Below are 21,792 nucleotides of genomic sequence, written 5' to 3' on the forward strand. Positions count from 1 at the left end.
GACGATCGGCCCGCCCCGCGGGCAGGAGGAGGCATCCATGGACCCCCGAGACATCACCGCTGCATCCGCAGGCACCAGCGCCCGCGACGGCTCCCCGGCACGCGGCGCGGCGGATCCCGCCGCGGACGTCGTCGTCATCGGCGGCGGCGCCGCCGGACTGAACGGCGCACTCATGCTCGCCCGTTCCCGCCGCCGCGTGATCGTCGTGGACGCGGGGGACCCGCGCAACGCCCCGGCGGAGGGCGTCCACGGGCTGCTGGGCCGCGAGGGCACGCCGCCCGCCGAGCTCCTGGCACGCGGGCGCGACGAGGTCGAGAGCTACGGCGGGACCGTCGTGCAGGGCCGCGTCGCCTCGGTGCGGCCGGACTGGAGGGTCGACGGCGTCGAGGGCGGCTTCGACCTCACCCTCGAGGACGGTCGCGCACTGCGCGCCCGGCGACTCCTCGTCGCGACCGGCGTGCGCGACGAGCTGCCCGCGATCCCGGGGCTCGCCCGGCACTGGGGGAGCGGCGTCGTCCACTGCCCCTACTGCCACGGCTGGGAGGTGCGCGACGAGCCGATCGGCATCCTCGCCTCGGGCCCGATGTCGGCGCACCAGGCGTGGCTGTTCCGCCAGCTCAGCGACGACATCGCCTTCTTCGCCCGCGGCACCGCGCTCGACGCCCGGACCCGCGCGAGGATGTCCGCCCGCGGGATCCGCGTGATCGACGAGGAGGTGGCCGAGGTGATCGCCGACGACGGAGCCGCCCCCGACGCGTCCGCCGTCGAGGGGGAGCGCGCACCCCGCATCGCGGGCGTGCGCCTGGCGAGCGGGGAGGTGATCGCGCGCCGCGTGCTGGCCGTCGCGACCACGATGACCCCTCGCCTCGACGGGCTCGAGGGTCTGGGCCTGCGCGTCGAGGAGATCCCGGGGATGGGGGCGAAGGTGCCGTCGGCGATGGCCGGGGTGAGCGAGGTCCCGGGCGTCTGGGTCGCGGGGAACGTCACCGACCCGACCGCGCAGGTGGGTGCCGCGGCGGCCGCGGGCGCGCTCGCCGGAGCGCACATCAATGCCGACCTCGCCACTGCCGACACCGACGCCGCGCTGCGCTCGCGCACGGTGGGCGAGGCCGCCGACGGGAGCCTCTCCCTGCTAGCGTGAGTGGCACCGAGGGGAGTCCCGGCAAGGGGCTGAGAGTCCACTGGTCACGCGATGCGCAGGAGCGCGGGGCGGCGACGGCGTGGAGACCCTGAGCACCTGATCCGGATCATGCCGGCGCAGGGACGGAACCGCTGAGCGCCCTCCCCGCCGGTCTCGTGGAAGAGGCATCGTGAGCACCAGCGCCCCCAGTCCCAGCGCGCCGTCCCCCGGCGAACCCGCCACCGGTCGCATCCCCAACGTCCTCTCGATCGCGGGGACCGACCCGACGGGTGGCGCGGGCATCCACGCGGACCTCAAGGCCTTCGCCGCCCAGCGCGCCTTCGGGATGGCCGTGGTGACCGCCGTCGTCGCCCAGAACACGCAGGGGGTGCGCGGGGTCGTCGCGCTCGATCCGGAGTTCGTCGGCGAGCAGATCGACGCGGTCCTCGAGGACGTGCAGGTGGACGCCGTGAAGATCGGCATGGTCGCGAACGCCGCGATCACGGAGGTGATCGCCGAGCGCCTGCGCCGCCACGGCGCGCGCAGGATCGTCCTGGACCCCGTGATGGTCGCCAAGAGCGGCGACCGCCTCCTGGACGAGGACGCGGTCGACGCCGTGCGCGAGCAGCTCGTGCCCCTCGCCGACGTCCTCACCCCGAACCTGCCCGAGGCCGCGGTGCTGCTGGGGGAGGAGCCCGACTGGAGCGAGGCGGAGATGCGTCGGCGCGCCCACGACCTGCTGGCCCTCGGACCGCGCAGCGTCCTCCTCAAGGGCGGCCACCTCGAGGGGTCGCCCACCAGCACCGACCTGCTGTGCGGGAGCGAGGGCATCCTCGAGCTGCCCGCCCCGCGCATCGAGACCACCAACGACCACGGCACCGGCTGCACGCTCTCCGCGGCGATCGCCGCCCGGCTGCCGCGCATGTCCGTCGAGGACGCCGTGCGGGGCGCCAAGGAGTACCTCCACGGAGCGCTCGCCGCGAGCGACCGCCTCGACGTGGGCCGCGGCCACGGGCCGCTGCACCACTTCTTCGAGCTGTGGGACGGCGAGGCGACGCCGGATCGCTGACTCCTTCCCACGGGCGAGGGCCCCGCTCACTGATCCGATGCGGCTCCGCTCCAGGCCGCGCAGAGCACCCGTGCCGCGCGCAGGGGATCGTCGGCCGCGCAGACCGCCGAGACCACCGCGCAGCCCGAGGCGCCCGCGCGCCGCAGGGCCGGGACGTCGGCCGCAGTGATCCCGCCGATCGCGACGCTCGGCACCGGGGAGGCGGCCGCGAGCAGCGCGAACCCCTCGATGCCGAGGGCCGGCGGATGATCCGCCTTGGTGGCGGTCGCGCGGATCGCGCCGATGCCCACGTGGTCGACGGTGCCCTCGGGCAGTGCGGCCACGGCGTCCAGGTGCGCCGACGTGTTCGCGCTGAGCCCGATGACGGCGTCGGGCCCGAGCAGATCGCGGGCACGGCGCACGTCCTCGTCGCCCTGCCCCAGATGCACGCCGTCCACGCGGATCCCGCGCTCGCGCGCCGCCACGGCGGCGTCCACACGGTCGTTCACCAGCAGCAGCGCACGCGCATCGATCACCCGCGCGAGACGCTCCAGGAGGCGCACGTGCTCGGCGAGGTCCGCGTGCTTCTCCCGCAGCTGCACCACCCGCGCGCCGCCCTCGACGGCGAGCTCGACCGTGCGGACGATGCCGCGCGCACCGCACAGCGCGGCGTCGGTGACGAGGTACAGGCCGAGCTCCTCGCTCGAGGGCCTCATGCCGCCTCGCCCCCGTCGCCCTGATCCACGGTGTCGCCGTGATCCCCGGTACCGCCCGGAGTCGCGGCGCCGACGTGCAGGCGGCCCGGCGCTCGGAGCTCGTCCGGGCCGATCGCAGCGAGGGCGTCGAGCAGCCGGGGCGCGAAGGTGCCCGGCCCGTCGGCCCCGGAGGCGGCGCGCTCGGCCGCCGCGGAGTAGGCGGCGTGTGCGGCGACGACGGCCTCGAGCGCAGGTGCTCCCTCGCCGCGCACGCCCAGGAAGGCCGCGATCACGGCGCCCAGGGCGCAGCCCCCGCCGGTCATCCGGGTCAGCAGCGCACTGCCGCCGCCCACCTCCACGAGCGTGCTCCCGTCGGTGATGAGGTCGCGCTCGCCGGAGACCGCGACCACGGCGCCGTGCGTGCGCGCGAGGCGGGTCGCCGCCGCGACGGCCGCGTCGATCGGGTCGGAGGAGTCGACGCCCCGGCCGCCGGTGCCCTCGCCGGCGAGGGCGAGGATCTCCGAGGCGTTGCCGCGCACGGCGGTCGGCCCCTGCGCCACGAGCTCGGCAGCCAGAGGCGTGCGCACCCGCAGTGATCCGATCGCGACCGGGTCCAGGACCCATGGCGTCCCGACGCGACGCGCTCCTGCGACCGCCTCGTGCATGGCCTCGCGCTGCTCGGGCGCGGGAGTGCCCAGGTTGACGAGGAGACCGTCGGCGACCGCGGCGAAGTCGCCGGCCTCGCCGACGATATCGACCATCGCCGGGGCGGCGCCGATCGCGAGCACCACGTTCGCCGTCACGTTCGTGACCACGGAGTTCGTGATCGCGTGGACCAGCGGACCGCGCTCGCGCACCGCGTCCAGCAGCTCGCCACAGCGGGCGGCGAGCCCTGCGGGATCGACGGGACCGACGCGTGACGCGGGGCGCGCGGAGGGATCGGCGGCGACCTCGGGGACGCCGTCTGCGGGGGTTGCGGGGGCCAATCGGGCTCCTCTCGTCGGGGCGAGGGGCCGGCGCGGCCGCGGCGGGTGGTCGTCGACGACCCTCGAGGATCGTCGGCACCCGGCCGCGGCTTCGGACATTCCCTACGCCAGCGCTGACTGGATCAGGTTCGACGGGTCTGCTCTCAGCCGCCGTCGGCGGCACCCCGTGTCACGTGCCGACGAGCCTAGCGCGCGCGAAGGGAGGTCGGGAACGCCGCCCGGCCCTCGTCGGCACGACGCAGCGCACGTCCGTGGTGCCGCGGATCCCCTGTGGTCAGGGTCTGTGATGTGCGGCACGACGTGGCGCCGGGTGGCCAGCTCAGGGCGTCGGGCGGGCGTCCCGGACGTCCGTGCGGCAGGATGCGGCTCGACAAAATAGTTCAGACCAACTAATACTTTCGGCACGGTCGCACGGACCGCACGCACAGCGTCGCGAGCATCGCCCGACGGTCATGACGAAGGAGTCTCCCGTGTCCACTGCCGCACCCGACCTCGAGGTCGACCCGACCGTCGACCCGACGGGCAGCCCCAATATCCTCGGCCCGCGACTGCGCGTGCCCGCGATGGGCATCAGGCCCGCCGAGAAGAAGCCGCTCTGGTACGTCGCCGGGATCTTTCTGGGACAGTTCGGTCTCTTCCTCGCGCTGATGGGCCCCGCGACCGTGTCGGTCCAGATGAAGGCCCGCACGCTCTCGGACATCCCGGCGGAGCAGGCCACGATCGCCGCCGCGGCGATCGCCCCCGGTGCGATCGCGGCGCTCGTCTTCAACGCCCTCGGCGGGCGCCTCTCGGACCGCACGCGATCGGGGCTGGGACGGCGCCGACCGTGGATCATCGGCGGGGCCCTCGCGATGTGCGCCGCGATGCTGCTGATGGCGCTCGCCCCGAACGTCGTCGTGCTGGCGTGCGGCTGGTTCATCGCCCAGGCCTGCGCGAACATGGCGTACGCGGCCTACACCGCCTCCCTCGCCGATCAGCTGCCCGACGAGCAGTACGGCAAGGTCTCCGGCATCGTGGGCATCGCCCAGAACACCGCCATCATGGCCGCGACCTGGTGCGCCCGCCTCTTCGGCGGCACGATGCTGGGGCTGTTCATGATCCCGGCCGTGATCGGCTTCCTGCTGGTGACGATCTACGCCCTGATGCTCCCGGATCCGGTGCTCAAGCAGAACCGCTACCCGTTCAACCTGCGCGAGCTCGTGACCTCGTTCTGGACGAACCCGATCCGCTTCCCCGACTTCGGGCTGGCCTGGTGGGGGCGCTTCATGATCATCATGGCCTCCTACCTCTTCATCAGCTTCCGCGTGCTGTTCATGACCAACCACCTGGGTCTGGAGGACGTGGCGGCGGCGACCGCGGTCGCCACCGGCGTCACGATCTACACGGTGCTCTCCATGGTCGCCGGGCTGGCCGCCGGGTGGATCTCCGACCGGATCGGACGTCGCAAGGTGCTCGTGGCGGGGTCGATCCTCGTCTTCGGACTGGGCACCTACATGCTCGCCCACGTCGACTCGGTCGGCGGGTTCTTCCTGTGCGAGGCGATCATGGGCCTCGCCTACGGCACCTATCTCGCCGTCGACCTCGCGCTCGTCTTCGAGGTGCTGCCGGACCGCAAGACCTCCGGCAAGGACCTGGGCGTCTTCAACATGGCCAACGCCCTGCCGCAGTCGATCGCCCCGGCCCTGGGCGGGATGCTCCTCGCCCGCATCGGCGGGGGCACCGACTTCACGGTCCTCTTCGTGGCCGCCGCGATCTCGGGCGTCATCGGCGCTGTGCTCACGATGTTCATCCGCGGCGTGAAATAGTAGGGGTGACACATTGATGACGGGCCGGTGCGGCACGATCGCACCGGCCCGCTCTCGTCCCAGGTCGACGGAGACCTGTGCCGAAGGGGAGCCCATGAACACCGACCAGACCACGCGCGCCGCCGCGACCGCGAGCGCCGCCGAGGGGACCGTCGCCGCGCGCGAGCCGCGCGAGCGCAGCACCGCCAAGGGGGCCGCCGAGAAGCGTCCGGTCCGTCGGCGCCCGGGGCGGCCCCGCGGGCAGGACTCCGCGGTCGTCCGCGAGCAGGCGCTGCGGACCGCCGTCGACCTCATCGCCCGTCAGGGCTTCGGAGCGACCTCCATGGCGCAGGTCGCCGAGGGCGCCGGGATCTCGCCGTCCGGCCTCGCCCATCACTTCCCCTCGAAGAAGTCGCTGCTGGGGGCCGTGCTCGCCCATCGCGACGCCGTGGACAGCGACCCCATGCCGCCCGAGGGATCCACGCCCTGGTCCGCCTTCGACCATCTGGTGCACGTGGCCGGGCTGAACATGCAGCGCCGCCAGATCGTGCTCCTCTACGCGACGGTCACGGGCGAGGCCACCACCCCCGACCACCCCGCGCACGAGTGGATGCTCGAGCACTTCGAGGCCGTCATGGAGTCGCTGACCCGCTGCCTGCGCCTGGACCAGGAGAAGGGCGACGTGCGCGAGGACGCCCCCGTCGAGCGCATCGCCCGGGAGACGGTCGCCCTCATGGACGGGCTGCAGCTGCAATGGCTCATCGACCCCTCGGTGGACATGGCGGAGATCCTCGGCGACCACGTCGCCCGGCTCAAGGAGGCCTGGGGGACGGGCCAGGACTGACGGCGGACCCGGCCTGGAGGGCCGACGCTGCCGGCGGTGACTTGCCCCGTTCGGCCCGCGCGGCGTTCAATGGTGCGCGTCGGCCGCCCTCGGGCCCGCCGGCACGGCGGTGGGGCCCGCCGTACCCAACCTCGATGATCGACAACGGTCCCTGTTCGTTCCCGGAGCGCGACCCTCGCGCGCCGGGATCCGGCGGTCGCGCGCGCCCGCCCGACGCTGAACAGGAGTGATCCGTGACCCGACCCGAGGACCCGCATCCCGAGATCCCGCTCGACCCCGACGTTGAGAGTCCTGATCCGCCGGGCGGCACGACAGCGCCGAGCGACATCACTGCTCCGGGAAACACCACTGCACCAGACGTCCTCCTCCCCGCGCGCGTCCGGCCCCTGCACCTGCGACCGGGCTCGATCGCCCTGGTGCTGATCGGCGGAACGCTCGGCACGGCCGCCCGCGAGGCCCTGACGCTCGCCGTCCCGGAGCTCGGCGGAGTGCCTATTTCCCTGTTCGCGATCAACCTCGCGGGCGCCTTCCTCCTCGGCATCCTCCTGGAGGCCCTCGCCCGCAGCGGGCCCGACCAGGGCGTGCGCCGCGCTCTGCGGCTGTCCCTGGGCACCGGGGTGATGGGCGGCTTCACCTCGTACAGCTCGCTCGCTCTCGCCGTCGATCAGCTCATGGCCGACGGGCGGGTCCTCGTCGGCGCGGCCTTCGGCCTGGTCAGCGTGGTCCTCGGCGTGCTCTTCGCTGTCGCCGGCATCCTGGCCGCCTCCCGGCGCACGTCGCGTCGGCCCCATGAGGAGGCCGCCCGATGAGCGCCGCGGTCTTCGTCCTGCTCAGCCTCGCCGGCGGCGTCGGTGCGGTCGCCCGCTTCGTGGTCGACGGAATCGTGCGCTCACGTGTCTCCGGCGCCATGCCCTGGGGGACCGTGCTCATCAACGTCAGCGGCTCGCTACTGCTGGGCCTGGTCACAGGGATGCTCGGCGCCCAGCTGCTGAGTCCCGAGCTGCAGGTGGTCCTGGGGGCGGGCTTCCTCGGCGGGTACACCACCTTCTCGACAGCGAGCGTCGAGACCGCGCGTCTGCTCCAGGAGCGCCGGGTGCTCTACGCCCTCGGCAACCTGCTGGGATCGCTCGTCGTCGGCTCGGCCGCCGCTGCGCTGGGGCTCGTGGTCGGCGCGGCGCTCTGAGATGCGGCGAGCGCTGAGGGACGCCGTCGAGCGAGGGGGATCCGGTGGGCGTTGCGCGCCCACAGGGCCGTGATCACCGGGACGACCAGCGAGGTCACGATGAGCGACGTCGCCACGAGCGAGGTGGCGGTCTCGGCCATGGGGCGGAACTGCGGGGAGACCGCGGCGACCAGCTGGGGCGTGGCCACCGCAGCTCCAGCGGTGCTCGAGGCCGCGATGCCTGCGGTCCCGTTGCCCCGTCCGATCACGATGTCGCACAGGATCAGCGGGATGCTGGTGATCACGATGACCGCGAGTCCGAGGGCGATGCCCAGGAGGCCGGTGCGGAGGATGACGGTGAGGTCGACGCCGCACCCCAGAGCGAAGGCGAAGAACGGGATGAGGGGCTGCACTCCCGCTCCCAGGAAGTCGCGCATCCGCGGGTCCAGGTTCCCCAGCGCATAGCCCAGCACGAAGGGCAGGATCAGCCCGACCAGGATGACCGGGTCGAAGCTCGCCAGGCCCGTGGAGCCCAGGACCAGCAGGGTCATCAGCGGTCCGGACTCGATGTTCATCAGGACGAAGGCGCCCGCCTCCTCCTTCGTGCCGAACTGGTTCATCAGCGAGGCGTAGAGCCCGGTATTCGTCATGTCCATCGCGGCGACGAGCGCGAGCGTGGACAGCCCCGCCAGGATCCCGTGGGTGATGTGCCCGCCGGGCACCAGCGCCGTGAACACGACCGCGACCAGCCACGCCGTGGCGAGCTTCGTGAGCAGGAGCGTGCCGGACTTGCGCAGCACCGTCCCGGTCGCACGCAGGGAGATCGTGGCACCCAGGCACACGAACCACACCGCGAGGATCGGCACGGTGCCGGTCGCCAGGCCCTCCGTGAAGGAGCCGAGCGTGCCCGGGAGCTTCGGGACCAGCGTGTTCACGAGGGAACCGAGGAACAGGGGGACGAGCATCAGCCCGCCGGGAATGCGGTCCAGGGTCTTCTTGATCGGCAGCATGGGTCCTCCTCGACCTCATCCGAACGACGTGCCTCGACGGACGCTGCACCCGGACAGGGCGTTCAGGGGCCTCGTCGACGAAGACCCCAATCATCCCATGTCTATCGGTGCAGAGAGCGCCATTGCTTCGGAGGCTCCTGCATTGATGCACCTTGACCCCAGGGGTGTGGGCGAGTTGCGCCAGAACTGAGTGCTCGGAAGGCAAGAGAGCCGATGATTCCACGCCCGACGACCTGGTCCTGGCGTGCCGGAATCACGGGACGATGAGCGTCGGGCGCCCGAGCGGGAACGCCGATGCGAACCGCGGGCAGTCCGGGCGCGGGCAGGGAGAAGCAGAACCGGGGGGGGGAGTGGGCGGTCTCAGCAGTCGGAGACCAGGCGCAGCAGCACGCGGGCGCCGAAGCGGATCGAGTCCACCGGGACGCGCTCGTCGATGCCGTGGAACAGGGGAGCGAAGTCGAGGTCGGCGGGCAGCTGCAGGGGCGCGAAGCCGTAGCCGGTGATGCCGAGCCCGGCGAGCTGCTTGTTGTCGGTGCCGCCGCTCAGGCAGTAGGGGAGCAGCTCGGCGCCGGGGTCCTCGGCGAGGATCGCGCGGTGCATCGCGGCGACGAACGGGGTGTCGTCGGGCGCATCGAGCGAGATGCCCAGGGTGTCCACGATCATCTCGACGTCGGGCCCCGAGAGCTCGTCGATGAGGGCGAGCAGCTCGTCCTGATGGCCGGGGAGGAAGCGGCAGTCGAGCTCCGCCTCGGCGGTCTGCGGGATCACGTTGCCCTTGTAGCCGGCGCGCAGCGTGGTCGCGTTCGCGGTGTCCGAGAGGGTGCCCGAGACGAACTGGCGCGCGCCGCCGAGCAGCGGCAGGAACGCCGCGGGGTCCTCCTCGTCCCAGTCGCGCCCGCTGATCTCGCCCACCCGGTCGAAGAGGGTGCGCACGCTCGCGATGTACTCGAAGGGGAACTCGTGCGCGTCGATCGCGGCGATCGCCCGCGACAGCCGCACGATCGCGTTCTCGTCGTTGGGGACCGAGCCGTGCCCGGCGCGGCCGTGCGCCCGCAGACGCATCCAGGCGTAGCCCTTCTCGGCGGTCTGCAGCAGGTAGGCGCGCACGTCGCGCCCCGTGTCCTTCTCGGGGACGGTGATCGAGTAGCCGCCCACCTCGCTGATCGCCTCGGTGCAGCCCTCGAAGATCTCGGGGCGGTGCGCGACCATCCAGCGGGAGCCGAGCACGCCGCCGGCCTCCTCGTCGGCGAACATGACGATGACCAGATCCCGCGGCGGCTTCTGCCCGGTGCGGGCCAGGTGCCGCACGAGCGCGAGGATCATGCCGTCCATGTCCTTCATGTCCACGGCGCCGCGGCCGTAGAGGACTCCGTCGCGCACCTCGGCGGCGAAGGGGTCGACGCTCCAGTCCTCGGCGTTCGCGGGGACGACGTCGAGATGGCCGTGGATCACCAGGCCGCCGCGCTCGCGGTCCTCGCCGGGGATGCGCAGCACCACGCTCGCGCGCCCGGGCTCCGACTCCATGATCTCCGGCTCGTACCCGACCTCGCGCAGCCGGCCGGCCACGTAGTCGGCGGCCTCGCGCTCACCCGGCCCCTTGTTGCCGCCGAAGTTGCTGGTGTCGATGCGGATGAGGTCGCGCGTGATCTGCACGGCCTCGTCCTGCAGCAGCTCCAGTTCGTCCTGAGTCGGTGCGGAGAGCGGCACGCGGTGGTCCTTCCTGAGCGGGGCTGCACGGGTCTGTCCGAACCGAGCCGCGGGGCTCCGGCACGCGCGGGCGCGCAGCATCGGGTCGTCCCGGCCAGCGTACGCGCGCACAGGGGTCCGACGGAGCGCGCTCCACGCGCTGCCCGGTCAGTCGTGAGGGCGATAGGAGTCCTGCGCCGGATCATGGATCGCGACGGCCAGGCGCGTGTCCGCCTGGCCGTAGTAGGCGAGCCAGCGTCCGTGGAAATGGACCAGCCCCTCGACGAACGTGACGCTCGGGACCAGCCCCTGCGTCTCGGCGGGGGTGGTGGGCCGGAGCCAGGGGACATCGGTGTGCGCGAGCACCCGCGTGGGATCCGACTGGGCGACGGCGAGCTGCCCGCAGCGGTAGTCGACCTCGTGCGGCGAGTGGGCGACCGCGCCGTTGATGAGCAGCACGAGCAGCCCTTCCGCGGTCGCCACCGGCGGGGCTCCGATCTCCACCAGCGTCGCGTCGAACCGCGAGGGGTCCGCGGAGGGCCGATGGATGGGGCGGTCCTGGGCGCACGGTGTCCAGTGCAGGAGATCCGTGCTGGTCGCGACGTAGATCGCACCTTCGCCGAAGTACATGACATAGACCCCGTCGATCGGCTCGGGCCAGATCACGCCGGCCTTCGACCAGGGCCCGTCGGGGCCGTAGGGGAGGGTTCCCCACGTGTTGAACTGCGGGAACAGCGGTCCGTGCTTCTCCCAGGTGCGGAGGTCGCTCGAGGTCGCGAGGCAGAGCTGCGCGCGATGGCCGTCATAGCCGGTGTAGGTGAGGTAGAAGGTCCCGTCGATGCGGGTGATCCGCGGGTCCTCGCAGCCGGCGGACTCGTAGTCGTGCTCGGGGACGAGCACGGGCTCCTCCTCGCGGGTGAAGGCCAGACCGTCGCGACTGCGGGCGAGGCCGATCCGGGAGACCAGGTCCTCGCCGTGCGCCCGGTACAGAAGGACCACCTCGTCCTCGACGACGATCGCCGCCGGGTTGTAGAGGTTCGCGGACTCCCAGCCGTCCCCGCGGGGCTCGAGGATCGGATTGTGCGCGCTGGGGGTGAACGGACCGAGCGGGAAGACCGCCGCCGGGGCGGAGGGAGAGGTGTGCGACATCAGCGGACCCTTCTGACGGGAATGATGCAGGCAGCCGCGACCACGCAGGTCACGGCCACTGCGATGAACGATGCCTCGTACCCGACGGCCGAGGAGAGGGAGCCTGCGACGATCGGGGCGAAGACGGCGGGGAGCGTGTTGGAGGCGTTGAGGACGGAGAGGTCCTTGGCGACGTGGTCCTGGTCGGGCAGCACGTCGAGCATCAGCGCGGCGTCGACCGAGAGGTAGGCCCCGTAGGCGATGCCGCCCAGTGCGAAGAACGCCAGGAACGCCCATGGGGTGCGGAACGCCATCAGCGGCACCACGGCCACCGCCGTGAGCAGAGGGGCCGCGATCACGAACGGACGGCGCCCGAGCCGGTCCGAGAGCGGACCCGCGATCACCGTGGCCGCTCCGGCGCAGACCGCGAGCACCGCGGAGGCCGTGGCGATCAGGTTCCCTGCGGCCTGCCGCCCGAGCCCGATGTAGTCGCTCGCGATGAAGACCTGGTACAGGACGACCATGTAGAGCGCCAGCACGAACAGGAAGCGGCCGGCGAACACCAGCCAGTACTGCAGATCGGCGGGAGGGACGAGGGCCCGCAGGAAGCCCCGCGCTCCGCCCGCGGGCCGCGACTCGTCGATGCTCGAGCGCCGGGGCAGGGCGACGGCGACCCCCACGCAGACCACGAGCATGATCCAGGGCACGGCGAGCAGGCCCTGCTGCGGGCGGGTGATGAACACCGCGGTTAGCACGCCGCCGGCTACCGTGCCCAGCAGCACGCCCAGCCCGGCCAGCCCCGACATGCGCCCGAAGATCCTGGGGACGAGGTGATCAGGGCCGACGGCGAGCACGGCGGCGATCATCGCGTTGATCGACATCTGGAACAGGGCCCAGCCGATCACGACGAGGACCCGTGAGCTGCTCGCTCCGGTGAGCATGAGGGACAGGGAGCCGATGATCGCGCCCCCGGCGATCCACGGAGCCCGCTTCCCGAAGCGGCTGCGCGTGCGATCCGAGAGGGTGCCCGTGATGACGATGGTGATCGCCGCGAGCACGGCGCCCACCGTAGAGGCCGTCGTGTAGAAGCCGATCGGATCGCCGGGCGCGATCGCGTCCGAGGCGGCCTGCAGGTATGCGCCGCCGGCGTTGTTGGTCGCGGACCATCCGAGGTTGAACACCAGCACGAGCGGGCCGATGATGCCCAGCGTCTCCCGCAGTGCGGTGCGCGGGCGCGCCTCGGTGGACGTGGACGTGGACGTGGGCGTGGATGTGGACGGCGGCGGCGCGTCCGACGGCGGACGGGGTGGAGTGGGCATGGCGGGCTCCTCATCAAGCCTCGTGGGATGAGCGGTGGATCGGGACGTCTCAGGTCTCCGGCGTCCAGAGCGCGGCGGTGGATCCCGGCGGGGTGTACGCGCTGACGAGCAGCTCGTCGAGCCGCGAGTGCAGTCGAGGCGCCCGGATCTCGAGATCGCGGACGCGTCCCGCCCCGAGATCGATGGCGTTGTCCTCGGCCTGGACGTCGTCCGCGCCCAGGGTCACGGTGAGCCCGAGGGCAAGGGTGCGGGCCTCCAGACGCAGACGCGCACGATCGCCGGCGGACTCGAGCACTCGTGGACGCACGTCGGGGAAGGGGAGGGGCAGGTCCTTCAGGGCGCCCCCGAGCAGTCGGTTGGCCGGGAGCCGCGTGGAGCCCCCGGCGTCCTCGACCCAGGCGATCGTCCCGGGGTCGAGCACGTGCGGTCCCTCGGCGAAGAACGCCGTGGAGGATGCGGGAAGCGTCCACAGCACGGCGGCGCCGTGGGCCGGGGCCGAGCCCGCTGCCTCGTCCTCGAGCAGCACGGTCCCGTCGGCCCGCTCGAGGCGCACGCGCAGGCGCACGTCCGCGAGCTCGGGCGTCGAGTTGACGACCCACAGCCGCAGCACGCCCTCCGAGTCCTCGAAGGAGGCGATCACGGGGGCGAAGGCCCTGCGCACCGCGTGGAACGCCTGCTTCCGGCGCAGGGCATGGTCGACGAGCGCCCACGTGATCCCCGGCCAGGGCTCGTTCAGCTGCCAGACCAGGGTGCCGCTGGTCCACGGCTCCTGCCGCCGATAGTGCTCGATGCCGTACTTCATGCCCTCGGCCTGCAGGGCCTGGGTGGTGCGGACGTACTCCGCGAACGTGCGCGGGACGCCGGTCTCGACGTCGAGGATCGCGAGCGCCTTGTCCTTCGGCTCGTCCCGGATCCGTGAGCGCAGGACGGGGGAGTCCAACCGTCGGTGCTCGCGGGGGATGACCTGCTCGAGAGTGGGAGCGCAGGCGGCGGAGAGGATGCCGAACTCGCTGATGAACCGACCGGTGTCGTGGCGGTAGCGGCGGAAGTGGGCCGCTTCCCCGAAGCTCGCGTGCTGATCGGGATCCGGGGCCCCCAGCGGGAGCCCGTGCCAGACCTCCCAGGCGTGGCGATCGCCGTCGGCGACGCCGTTGACACCGGCGGGATCGTCCTCCCCGTAGGGCGAGTTCGGCCAGTACGGCACCTCCGGCGCGATCTCGGCGAGCACACGGGGGATCAGCTCGCGGACGATGTGCCACCCCCACGGGCCGTGCTCGAGGGAGCCGTGCGCGAGCTCATGGAGCGCGAGCACCTCGTTGCCCCCGGTCAGCAGCGCGAGGGACGGGTGGTCGGCGAGACGGGCGGCCTGGACGCGGATCTCGGCCTCCACCTCCGCGAGGAAGTCGGCGGACTCCACCTGGTCGCTGCAGGCGAACGGCGCGTCCTGCCAGATCAGCAGGCCGAGCTCGTCCGCGGCATCGAGGAGCGCGTCGCCCGCGTACCCGCCTCCGCCCCAGACGCGCAGCATCGTCATGCCCGCCTCCCGGGCGAGCGCCGCCAGGCGGCGCTCACGGGCCGGATCGGGGCGCAGCATGTCGTCGGGGACGATGCTCGCCCCGCGCGCGAACACGCGCGTGCCGTTGACCGCGAGGTGGAAGGCCCGGTGGCCGTCGCCCGCGTCCTCCCGCACCAGCTCGATCGTGCGGATGCCGACGCGCCGCGTCAGGCCCGTGACGTCGGCCGGACCCGCGCCGTCGGCCCGCCCTGTGGCGTCGGCTCGCCCCGCGGCGTCGGACAGCGCGGCGGTGAGGGTGTGCAGATGGGGTTCACCCAGGTCATGGGGCCACCAGAGGTCGGCGGCGGGGATGCGGAGGCGTGTGCGCGCCTCGCCGTCCTCGTCGGAGATCGCGTGCGCGGACAGGACTGCGGTGGAGCAGGCGGAGCCGGAGGGCCGCGCGAGCTCGAAGTCGACCCGTGCTCCCGGGGCCGTGGTCCGGGCGATCAGGTCGACCTCGGCCGTGCCGTCCTCGTCCAGGCCCAGCGTGCGCAGGCGCATGCCGAGGACCCGACGCTCGGTCCGCTCCACGACCTCGATGGCCCGCACGCCGATCGAGGGGAGTCGCGGCGCGAAGTCCCAGCCGAAGTGCACCACGGGCTTGCGTCGCAGCACGGTGCGGGGATCGCCGAACAGACCCTGGACGTCGCCGTCGTCGCTGTCGCCGCCGTCATCGGGGACATCGCGGCCCATCGCCCGGGCGAGCCGCCGGGCCGTGTCGAGCGGACCCTGCGGGGCCTCCAGCCCCCACAGCGGGGGATCGATCCGGATCAGCAGCTCGTGGGGTCCGTCCGGGCCCGCGGGCAGGGGGATCTCGAGATCGCGGTAGAGCGAGGCATGGGTCGCCGCGCGCTCTCCGTCGAGCCAGAGCGTCGCCGCGAGGTCCAGGCCGCGCATCCGCAGGAGGCGCTCGGCGCCCGGTCCCGTCTCCCGGTCGGTCGCGGGGATCGTGGTGCGCAGCCACCACGCGCGCTGCTGGATCCAGCCGAGCTGCTCGGAGTTCTCCGCGACGTACGGGTGGTCGATGCGCTGCGCGCGGTGCAGGGCGTCGTGCACCTCGAAGGGGAAGCCGGCATCGAGCCAGTCCTCTCCGCCGAGGTCGGGGTCGAGGGCGCTCGGCGGCACGGCGGGGTCCGATCCCGTGAACCGTGCGCCTTCGATCGGAGTGATCGTCTCGGTGGTCTGCACAGGTCCGCGCATCGTCGTTCGCTCCTCCGTCGAAAAAAATGCGAGTGACTCGCAAAAGCGAGAGTATTGCACGATCTCGGGCGGGGCAAGGCCGGATGTCCTCCCGTCCGCGCTCCGTGCTCGCGGCCCTCCCGCTCGCGGTTCGTAGACTGCGGCCGTGGGACTTCGAGAGCGCAAGGCGCAGCAGACGCGGGAGCGGATCGTGGAGGTCGCCCTCGCGCGGTTCGCGTCCCAGGGCTACGACCGGACCACCATGGAGGGCATCGCCGCCGAGGCGGAGGTGCACCCCGCCACGCTCTACCGCTACTTCCCGAGCAAGGACCAGATCGTCCTCGCGGAGTTCGCGACCTCGATCGAGAAGCTCGCGGAGACCTTCGAGGGCTGTTCGCCGACGCTCCCGCCGGAGACTGCGCTCATGCAGGCGATCGATGCCGTGCTGGAGCCGGAGGACCGGGAGCACAGGGAGCAGCGCCGCCAGCTGCGCGCGATCATCGACCAGTCGCCGCCCGCCCGGGCCAGGGTGTGGGACCTCCTGGCGGAGCAGCGACGCAGGCTCGCGGACGAGATCGGCCGGCGCACGGGCGCCGAGCCGACGACGCCGCGGATCGTGCTCACCGCGCGCCTCGCGGTGCTCGTCGCGGAGACGGCGGCCGACCTCTGGCGCGACGGCGACGGCGCGACCCCGGGGCGCGAGATCGCGCGCGACCTCGCGCGGCTGCTCACGGACGGCAGCGTCCTCCTCCCCGACGCCGGCGCCGGCATCGACGCCGACGCAGACGCCGACGTGGGCTAGCCCGCTCGCAGCTCCCGGCGAGCCGCGGCCTCGACGTGCTCCCCCAGATCCCGCAGCAGGGCGGGAGGCGTGCGCCAGGCCTGCCAGTACAGCGGCGTCGTCACCTCGGGACCGCCCAGGGGGACCAGACGGCCCTCCTCGCGCAGGGGGACCGACTGCTGCAGCGGCATCATCGCCCAGCCGAGACCCTCCACGACCGCGCTCGCGAGGTCATGCGTCGAGGGCACGAAGTGTCGCGGGGCGTCCGCAGGGTCGACGCCGTGCGCCCGCAGCCACTGCGCCTGCAACTGGTCGGTGCGATCGAAGTCGATGCGCGGGGCGCGGGAGAGGACGTCGGCCGACGGGGGCCGGGACTCCCGCAGGGTCGCGGATCCCGCGGACCACTGCTCGCACCACCGCTCGCACCACTGCGGCGCGGCGACCGCCTCGTACACCAGGCTGCCCAGGGGCGTCACCGAGCACCCGGGAGAGGCGAGCGAGGAAGAGGTCACGGCGGCCATCGCGGCGCCGCTCTCGAGGAGGCGCGCGGTCGCGTCCTGGTCCTCGCGCAGCACCTCGACCTGGACGTCGTGCGCGGCGACGAACGCAGCCAGCGGCTCGATGAACCAGGTCGCCGACGAATCGGAGTTCACGGCGACCGAGATCCGGGGAGACTGCGCCTCGCCGTCGAGCCCGAGGGCCTCGTGGGCCTCGGCCTCGATGAGCGCGTGGCGGCGCGCGAAGCGGATCACCGCCTGCCCGGCCCCCGTGGCACTCACCGGACGGGATCGCACCAGCATGCGCCGTCCCAGCTGCTGCTCGAGCTGACGCACGCGCTGGCTGACCGCAGAGGGCGTGAGGTGCAGGCGCCGCGAGGCCGCCTCGAGCGAGCCCTCGTCCACGACGGCGGCGAGCGTCTGCGCGAGGACGGGATCGATGCGCACGGGTGCCGCGCGCGGAGGATCGGTGCTCATGAAGCAACGCTACATCTGCATCAGGAATCCTCGCTGGTGCTTCAGGTGCGGGGCTCGTAGCGTCGAGGGATGCCTGCTGCCCTCCACGGCCTGCTCACGGGCCTCGCACTGATCGTCGCCATCGGCTCGCAGAACGTGTTCGTCCTGCGCCAGGGCCTGCGCCGCGAGCACGTGCTCGCCGTGGTCGTGGTCTGCACGCTCTCGGACGTCGTGCTGATCAGCGCCGGTGCCGGCGGGCTCGGCCTGCTGGTCGCCGGCGCGCCGCAGCTCGTGCAGGTCGCGCGCTGGGCGGGGGCGGCGTTCCTCGTCGGCTACGCGCTCCTCGCCGCGCGCCGGGCCCTGCGGCCGACGGGCGAGGCGCTCGAGGCGGAGGGCCCGGCGGGCCGACGCGGCGGGACGACCGCGGTCGCGCTCACCGCGCTGGCGCTCACCTGGCTGAACCCGCACGTGTACCTCGACACCGTGCTCCTGCTGGGGTCGGTGGCGGCGACGCACGGGAGCGACCGCTGGCAGTTCGCCCTCGGGGCGATCATCGGCAGCGCCCTGTGGTTCTCGGCGCTCGGCTTCGGCGCCCGGGCGCTCAGCGGCCCGCTCGCGAGCCCCCGCGCCTGGCGCGTGCTGGACGCCCTGGTCGCGGTGACGATGGTCGTCGTCGCGGTGATGCTGGTGACGGGCGGCTGACGCCCGGGCGGCAGCGGGATCAGTCGACGGGTGCGCCGCGCATCTCCACCGAGATCTGCTCGGCGTCGATCGTCGCGAGCACGTGCTCGACCATCTCCGCATCGAACAGCCCGTCGTCGCGCGCATCCAGCAGGGCCTTGCGCTGCGCCCGGAGGATCCGCAGCATCTCCGCCTTGTCGGGACCCTGACCGGGCCGCCCGGAGTGACCGGCCGCAGTGGAGGACGCACCGGAGTCGGGTCCCGCCTCGTCGGCGGACGGTTCGTCCTCCGGGGCCTCGCCTGCGTCGGCAGCCCGCTCGCCGGCAGCGCCCTCGCCGTCCGAGTCCACGCCGTCCGCGTCCTTCGCGTCCTCCACGGTCTCCGTGCCGATCGTGCTGGTCCCTCCGGCGGCGGCCGCGGCGCCGGCGAGCAGGTCGAAGATCGCCTCGCGCTGGCGGCGATCGAACTCCTCGGCCTCGACGTCGGCCTCCCCGGCCGGGAAGAGGCGGCCGGCGACCTTGCCGACCGTGCCGCCCTGGATCAGCAGGGAGAGCGTCGCGACCGCGAAGGCGATGAACACCAGCAGCGGACGGTGCGGGACCGAGGCGGGCAGGGTCTGGGCGGCCGCGACGGTGACGGCGCCGCGCATCCCGCCCCAGATCAGCATGATGCCCTCGCTGCGCCCCAGATCCTGACGGGAGTAGTAGCCGAAGTCCGCGCGGGCCCGCCGCAGCCGCGTGGCGAACAGCTCCGTGTTCTTCACGGTCACCGCCTCGCCCCGCCGGGGCCCGCCGCGCCGCGGCATGCGGATGTCCTCGCCGGCCTCGATCATCTTCTGCATCGCGGCGATGCGCTCGTTCATCGCCTCGCCGCGCACGCGGGATCGGCGCAGCCGCTTGAGCAGGGTGCGCACCAGCAGCGAGCGCACGGCGAGGGTGACCACGAGCGCGAGCGCCGTGAGGCCGAGGCCCGCGAGGATCCCCAGGCTGTCCTCGTGCAGCGCCTCGAGCACGGTCGTGATCTGCAGACCCATGGTGAGGAACACGAATCCCTCGAGCAGCAGCTGGATGCTCGCCCAGTTCTCCGCGCTGGACATGCGGTGGCGCGGCGGCAGCACCCGCGGATCGAGAGTGCCCGTGATGAGGCCCGCGACGACCGCCGCGACCAGGCCCGAGCTGCCCAGCATCTCCGTGGGGACGGAGGCGATGAACGGCAGGGTGAAGGTGAGCGCGGTGTTCACGGTCGAGCTCTCGATGTGCTTGCGCACCACGAAGCTCACGGCCGCGACGAGAGCGCCGATGATGATCGCGACCACGAGCGACCAGGCGAAGGATCCCAGCGCCCCCGCGAGGGAGAAGCCGGAGGCCGTCGCGACGATCGCCGTGCGCAGGATGACCAGGGCCGTCGCATCGTTGAGCAGGCTCTCGCCCTCGAGGATCGTCACCACCCGACCGGGCACGCGCCCGCCGCGGATGATCGAGGTCGCGACCGCGTCCGTGGGGCTCAGCACGGCGCCCAGGGCAACGCCCCACACGTAGGAGACGCCCGGCACCAGCCAGGCGAAGAGGCCCCCGAGGGCCAGCGACGAGGTGATCACGAGGATGATCGACAGGGCGCTGATCGGGTAGATGTCGCGGCGGAAGCTGATCGCGGGCATCCGCACCGCGGAGGCGTACAGCAGAGGCGGCAAGATCACCTCGAGGATCAGCTCGGGCTCGATCTCGACGGCGGGCACCCCGGGCACGATCGAGACCAGGATCCCGATGCCCACGAGGATCAGAGGCGCCGCGGTCCGCACGCGCGGCGCGATCACGTCGGTCGCGCAGATCACGATGATCGCGGCGACCGCGAGGGCGATGGGGAGGGTCACGGCGGGCTCCGTCCGGACGGGCGTGCAGGTCATCTCGCAGCGGGCGGGCGCGTCCAGGAGTGCTGGAGAGCACCCGGGCTGCATGCGCTGCACGTGCGGGCACGAGCGTAGCGTGAGCGCATCGAGCCGCCTCGCGCTCCCACACCACTCTTCTCGGAGATGAGCCGTCATGAGTCCTGCAGAGTCCGCCCCCGCCGCCGCACCCTCTCTCATCCCGCTCGGCGCGAAGCAGCCGCTCGTCGTCGATGTCTGGACCGACGTGGTCTGCCCCTGGTGCTACGTGGGCGAGGGTCGACTCGAGCAGGCCATCCAGGAGGCAGGGCTCACCGGGAAGGTGCAGGTGCGCACGCACTCCTTCGAGCTGGACCCGTCGGCCCCCACGCGCGCCGAGGAGCGCGCGGCAGGCCAGTCGCCCACGAACGTCGACCACCTCGTGCAGAAGACCGGCCGCGGCGCCGAGGAGGTGCGCGGCATGGAGGAGCAGATCGCGCAGCTCGCCCGGGAGCTCGGTCGCGACTACGCGCTCGAGCGGCCGGTCGCGAGCACGCGTCCCGCGCACCGTCTGCTGCAGGCGGTGCGAGCCGCGGCGGGGGAGGAGGCCGCGAAGGACTTCTTCCTCTCCCTGCAGCGCGGCTACTTCCGCGGCGAGCTCGACCCCTTCGAGGACGAGGTGCTCGTGGAGCACGCCGTCGCGGCGGGACTCGATGCGCAGGCGGCGCGCGAGGTCCTCGCCTCCGATGCCCACGACGCCGAGGTCGACGAGGAGGTGCGCGCCGCGGTCGAGATGGGGGCGCGCGGCGTCCCGTTCATGGTCCTCGGCGACGCCTACGCCGCTCCGGGCGCGCTCCCGGTCGAGGCGCTGCGCGGCGCCCTCGAGGAGCTCGGCCGCGCCCGCGGGCTGCTCGGCGAGGACGGTGCGGCCGACGGGTCGACGGGCATCGTCGGCGGCGAGGCCTGCGGCATCGACGGGAACTGCTGAGGTCGACGGGAGCTGCTGAGGCCGACGCGAACTGCGGAGGCCGACGCGAACTGCGGAGCCGGGCTCCACCGGAAGACGACGGGCCCGATCCGCAGCGTGCGGATCGGGCCCGTCGGCGTCCAGGAGCGGGAGGTCACCTGTCGGTGGGAGCGGCGTCCTCGGCGAGCTCCGCGGCACCCTCAGCGGGGTCGACGGAATCAGCGGCGTCGGCATCGGCATCGACGGGGGCGGCGTCCGCCGCGGGAGCCGGGGAGACCTCGTCGGACTGCTTGATGAGCGACATCTCGAACTCGAGGCTGATGCGATCGGAGATCAGCAGGCCGCCCGAGTCCAGCGGGGTGTTCCAGGTGACGCCCCAGTCGCGGCGGTCGATGCGGCGCGTGCCCTCGAAGCCCGCGCGCAGGTTGCCGAAGGGATCGGTGTCCACGCCCACGAAGTGCAGCGGGATGCTCATCGGTCGGGTGATCCCGTGGATCGTGAGGTCGCCGCTGACGATGAAGCCGCCCTCGTCGACCTCCTCGACGCGGCTCGAGCGGAACATCATCTCCGGATGCGTCTCGACGTCGAAGAAGTCGGCGCTGCGCAGGTGCTCGTCGCGCGCCGAGCTGCGGGTGTCGATGCTGGCCATCTGCACGGTGACCTCGACGTGGGAGCGGTTGTGGTCCTCCTCGTCGAAGACGATCGTGCCGGCGACGTCGTTGAACGCCCCGCGCACCTTCGTGACCATCGCGTGGCGGGAGGAGAAGCCGATCCTCGAGTGGTCCGGGTCGACGGTCCAGGTGCCTGTGAGCTGGGAGGACATCAGCGGACCACCGTCCCCTCGGATGCCATCGGGATCGGGCGCGACGACTCCGTCGCGCGCGCCGAGGAGGTGGTGTTCGGGTGGGGCATGGGGTGCTCCTTGGAATGGGTGCCGGTCCCGGGCGCCGGGATGCGGATGCTCGGGCGGTGGGGCGTCACGGCCCCGGGTGGGACAAAACGGACGCCCGGACTCGTCCCAGGATAGAGGGCG

General features: G+C 72.9%; 19 protein-coding genes and 2 riboswitches. Of the genes, 9 read left to right on the forward strand and 10 right to left on the reverse strand.

Annotated features, from left to right (window positions below; genetic code table 11):
* Window positions 1-37: 37 nt before the first annotated feature.
* The gene (locus MHY49_RS09575) at window positions 38-1,141 is read left to right on the forward strand and encodes an NAD(P)/FAD-dependent oxidoreductase (protein WP_239203771.1); all 1,104 of its coding nucleotides are present in this window, start codon (window positions 38-40) and stop codon (window positions 1,139-1,141) included.
* Between the two features lie 6 nt (window positions 1,142-1,147).
* Window positions 1,148-1,267: riboswitch (TPP riboswitch) on the forward strand.
* 43 nt (window positions 1,268-1,310) lie between these two features.
* Entirely contained in the window at window positions 1,311-2,189 is an 879-nt protein-coding gene (thiD, locus tag MHY49_RS09580; protein WP_239203772.1) for a bifunctional hydroxymethylpyrimidine kinase/phosphomethylpyrimidine kinase, read from the forward strand.
* Window positions 2,190-2,215: 26 nt separating this feature from the next.
* Here the strand turns inward: thiD and thiE are convergent, their stop codons facing one another.
* Window positions 2,216-2,884, reverse strand: a complete 669-nt coding sequence (thiE, locus tag MHY49_RS09585; protein WP_304502672.1) for a thiamine phosphate synthase — start codon at window positions 2,882-2,884, stop codon at window positions 2,216-2,218.
* Entirely contained in the window at window positions 2,881-3,849 is a 969-nt protein-coding gene (thiM, locus tag MHY49_RS09590; RefSeq protein WP_370646082.1) for a hydroxyethylthiazole kinase, read from the reverse strand. The genes thiE and thiM overlap by 4 nt, the downstream gene beginning before the upstream one ends.
* Window positions 3,850-3,930: 81 nt before the next feature.
* Window positions 3,931-4,026: riboswitch (TPP riboswitch) on the reverse strand.
* Window positions 4,027-4,319: 293 nt separating this feature from the next.
* Here thiM and MHY49_RS09595 point away from each other — a divergent pair.
* The 4 genes from MHY49_RS09595 to crcB all read left to right on the forward strand — a co-directional run bounded on the left by MHY49_RS09595 (window position 4,320) and on the right by crcB (window position 7,660).
* A complete protein-coding gene (locus MHY49_RS09595) occupies window positions 4,320-5,654 on the forward strand; it encodes an MFS transporter (RefSeq protein ID WP_239203773.1) in 1,335 nt (444 codons plus the stop codon).
* A 94-nt stretch (window positions 5,655-5,748) separates the two neighbouring features.
* Complete coding sequence (locus MHY49_RS09600; RefSeq protein WP_239203774.1) at window positions 5,749-6,477, forward strand: TetR/AcrR family transcriptional regulator; 729 nt, start codon at window positions 5,749-5,751, stop codon at window positions 6,475-6,477.
* 233 nt (window positions 6,478-6,710) lie between these two features.
* Window positions 6,711-7,286, forward strand: a complete 576-nt coding sequence (locus MHY49_RS09605; protein ID WP_239203775.1) for a CrcB family protein — start codon at window positions 6,711-6,713, stop codon at window positions 7,284-7,286.
* Complete coding sequence (gene crcB, locus MHY49_RS09610) at window positions 7,283-7,660, forward strand: fluoride efflux transporter CrcB (RefSeq protein WP_239203776.1); 378 nt, start codon at window positions 7,283-7,285, stop codon at window positions 7,658-7,660. Before MHY49_RS09605 ends, crcB begins: the two co-directional genes overlap by 4 nt.
* Here the strand turns inward: crcB and MHY49_RS09615 are convergent.
* From MHY49_RS09615 to MHY49_RS09635, 5 genes are all read right to left on the reverse strand, one after another.
* On the reverse strand, window positions 7,576-8,649 hold the full coding sequence (locus MHY49_RS09615) for a 2-keto-3-deoxygluconate permease (RefSeq protein ID WP_239203777.1): 1,074 nt from the start codon (window positions 8,647-8,649) through the stop codon (window positions 7,576-7,578). The genes crcB and MHY49_RS09615 overlap by 85 nt on opposite strands.
* 360 nt (window positions 8,650-9,009) lie before the next feature.
* Window positions 9,010-10,356: a M20/M25/M40 family metallo-hydrolase gene (locus MHY49_RS09620; RefSeq protein ID WP_239203778.1), complete on the reverse strand. Its 1,347-nt coding sequence runs from the start codon at window positions 10,354-10,356 to the stop codon at window positions 9,010-9,012.
* A gap of 147 nt (window positions 10,357-10,503) precedes the next feature.
* Entirely contained in the window at window positions 10,504-11,484 is a 981-nt protein-coding gene (locus MHY49_RS09625; RefSeq protein ID WP_239203779.1) for a glycoside hydrolase family 130 protein, read from the reverse strand.
* Window positions 11,484-12,782 (reverse strand): MFS transporter, encoded by a 1,299-nt coding sequence (locus MHY49_RS09630; RefSeq protein WP_239203780.1) that lies wholly within the window; start codon window positions 12,780-12,782, stop codon window positions 11,484-11,486. The genes MHY49_RS09625 and MHY49_RS09630 overlap by 1 nt, the downstream gene beginning before the upstream one ends.
* A gap of 49 nt (window positions 12,783-12,831) precedes the next feature.
* On the reverse strand, window positions 12,832-15,537 hold the full coding sequence (locus tag MHY49_RS09635) for a hypothetical protein (RefSeq protein ID WP_239203781.1): 2,706 nt from the start codon (window positions 15,535-15,537) through the stop codon (window positions 12,832-12,834).
* 145 nt (window positions 15,538-15,682) lie between these two features.
* Here MHY49_RS09635 and MHY49_RS09640 point away from each other — a divergent pair, with 145 nt between their 5' ends.
* Window positions 15,683-16,318 carry a TetR/AcrR family transcriptional regulator gene (locus tag MHY49_RS09640; RefSeq protein ID WP_239203782.1) on the forward strand — a complete coding sequence of 212 codons (636 nt, stop codon included), beginning with the start codon at window positions 15,683-15,685 and terminating at the stop codon, window positions 16,316-16,318.
* On the opposite strand, the gene MHY49_RS09645 is transcribed toward MHY49_RS09640, so the two are convergent.
* On the reverse strand, window positions 16,315-17,271 hold the full coding sequence (locus tag MHY49_RS09645) for an ArgP/LysG family DNA-binding transcriptional regulator (protein ID WP_239203783.1): 957 nt from the start codon (window positions 17,269-17,271) through the stop codon (window positions 16,315-16,317). The two genes, MHY49_RS09640 and MHY49_RS09645, sit on opposite strands and share 4 nt — an antisense overlap.
* A gap of 69 nt (window positions 17,272-17,340) precedes the next feature.
* On the opposite strand from MHY49_RS09645, the gene MHY49_RS09650 reads away from it, so the two are divergent.
* The gene (locus tag MHY49_RS09650) at window positions 17,341-17,952 is read left to right on the forward strand and encodes a LysE/ArgO family amino acid transporter (protein WP_239203784.1); all 612 of its coding nucleotides are present in this window, start codon (window positions 17,341-17,343) and stop codon (window positions 17,950-17,952) included.
* A gap of 19 nt (window positions 17,953-17,971) precedes the next feature.
* Here MHY49_RS09650 and MHY49_RS09655 read toward each other — a convergent pair whose 3' ends face one another.
* Window positions 17,972-19,801: a sodium:proton antiporter gene (locus MHY49_RS09655; protein WP_239203785.1), complete on the reverse strand. Its 1,830-nt coding sequence runs from the start codon at window positions 19,799-19,801 to the stop codon at window positions 17,972-17,974.
* 169 nt (window positions 19,802-19,970) lie between these two features.
* Between MHY49_RS09655 and MHY49_RS09660 the strand changes: the two genes are divergently transcribed.
* Complete coding sequence (locus MHY49_RS09660; RefSeq protein ID WP_239203786.1) at window positions 19,971-20,780, forward strand: DsbA family protein; 810 nt, start codon at window positions 19,971-19,973, stop codon at window positions 20,778-20,780.
* Window positions 20,781-20,913: 133 nt separating this feature from the next.
* Here the strand turns inward: MHY49_RS09660 and MHY49_RS09665 are convergent, their stop codons facing one another.
* Complete coding sequence (locus MHY49_RS09665) at window positions 20,914-21,582, reverse strand: YceI family protein (protein WP_370646083.1); 669 nt, start codon at window positions 21,580-21,582, stop codon at window positions 20,914-20,916.
* Window positions 21,583-21,792: the final 210 nt, after the last annotated feature.

Origin of the sequence: Brachybacterium sp. ACRRE, assembly GCF_022346485.1 — a bacterium.
GTDB lineage: Bacteria > Actinomycetota > Actinomycetes > Actinomycetales > Dermabacteraceae > Brachybacterium > Brachybacterium halotolerans.

Coding starts and splice junctions, on each gene's coding strand:
- MHY49_RS09575 (WP_239203771.1), top strand. CDS start 38: ATGGACCCCCGAGACATCACCGCTGCATCCGCAGGCACCAGCGCCCGC.
- thiE (WP_304502672.1), bottom strand. CDS start 2,884: ATGAGGCCCTCGAGCGAGGAGCTCGGCCTGTACCTCGTCACCGACGCC.
- MHY49_RS09600 (WP_239203774.1), top strand. CDS start 5,749: ATGAACACCGACCAGACCACGCGCGCCGCCGCGACCGCGAGCGCCGCC.
- crcB (WP_239203776.1), top strand. CDS start 7,283: ATGAGCGCCGCGGTCTTCGTCCTGCTCAGCCTCGCCGGCGGCGTCGGT.
- MHY49_RS09615 (WP_239203777.1), bottom strand. CDS start 8,649: ATGCTGCCGATCAAGAAGACCCTGGACCGCATTCCCGGCGGGCTGATG.
- MHY49_RS09625 (WP_239203779.1), bottom strand. CDS start 11,484: ATGTCGCACACCTCTCCCTCCGCCCCGGCGGCGGTCTTCCCGCTCGGT.
- MHY49_RS09630 (WP_239203780.1), bottom strand. CDS start 12,782: ATGCCCACTCCACCCCGTCCGCCGTCGGACGCGCCGCCGCCGTCCACA.
- MHY49_RS09635 (WP_239203781.1), bottom strand. CDS start 15,537: ATGCGCGGACCTGTGCAGACCACCGAGACGATCACTCCGATCGAAGGC.
- MHY49_RS09645 (WP_239203783.1), bottom strand. CDS start 17,271: ATGAGCACCGATCCTCCGCGCGCGGCACCCGTGCGCATCGATCCCGTC.
- MHY49_RS09650 (WP_239203784.1), top strand. CDS start 17,341: ATGCCTGCTGCCCTCCACGGCCTGCTCACGGGCCTCGCACTGATCGTC.
- MHY49_RS09660 (WP_239203786.1), top strand. CDS start 19,971: ATGAGTCCTGCAGAGTCCGCCCCCGCCGCCGCACCCTCTCTCATCCCG.
- MHY49_RS09665 (WP_370646083.1), bottom strand. CDS start 21,582: ATGTCCTCCCAGCTCACAGGCACCTGGACCGTCGACCCGGACCACTCG.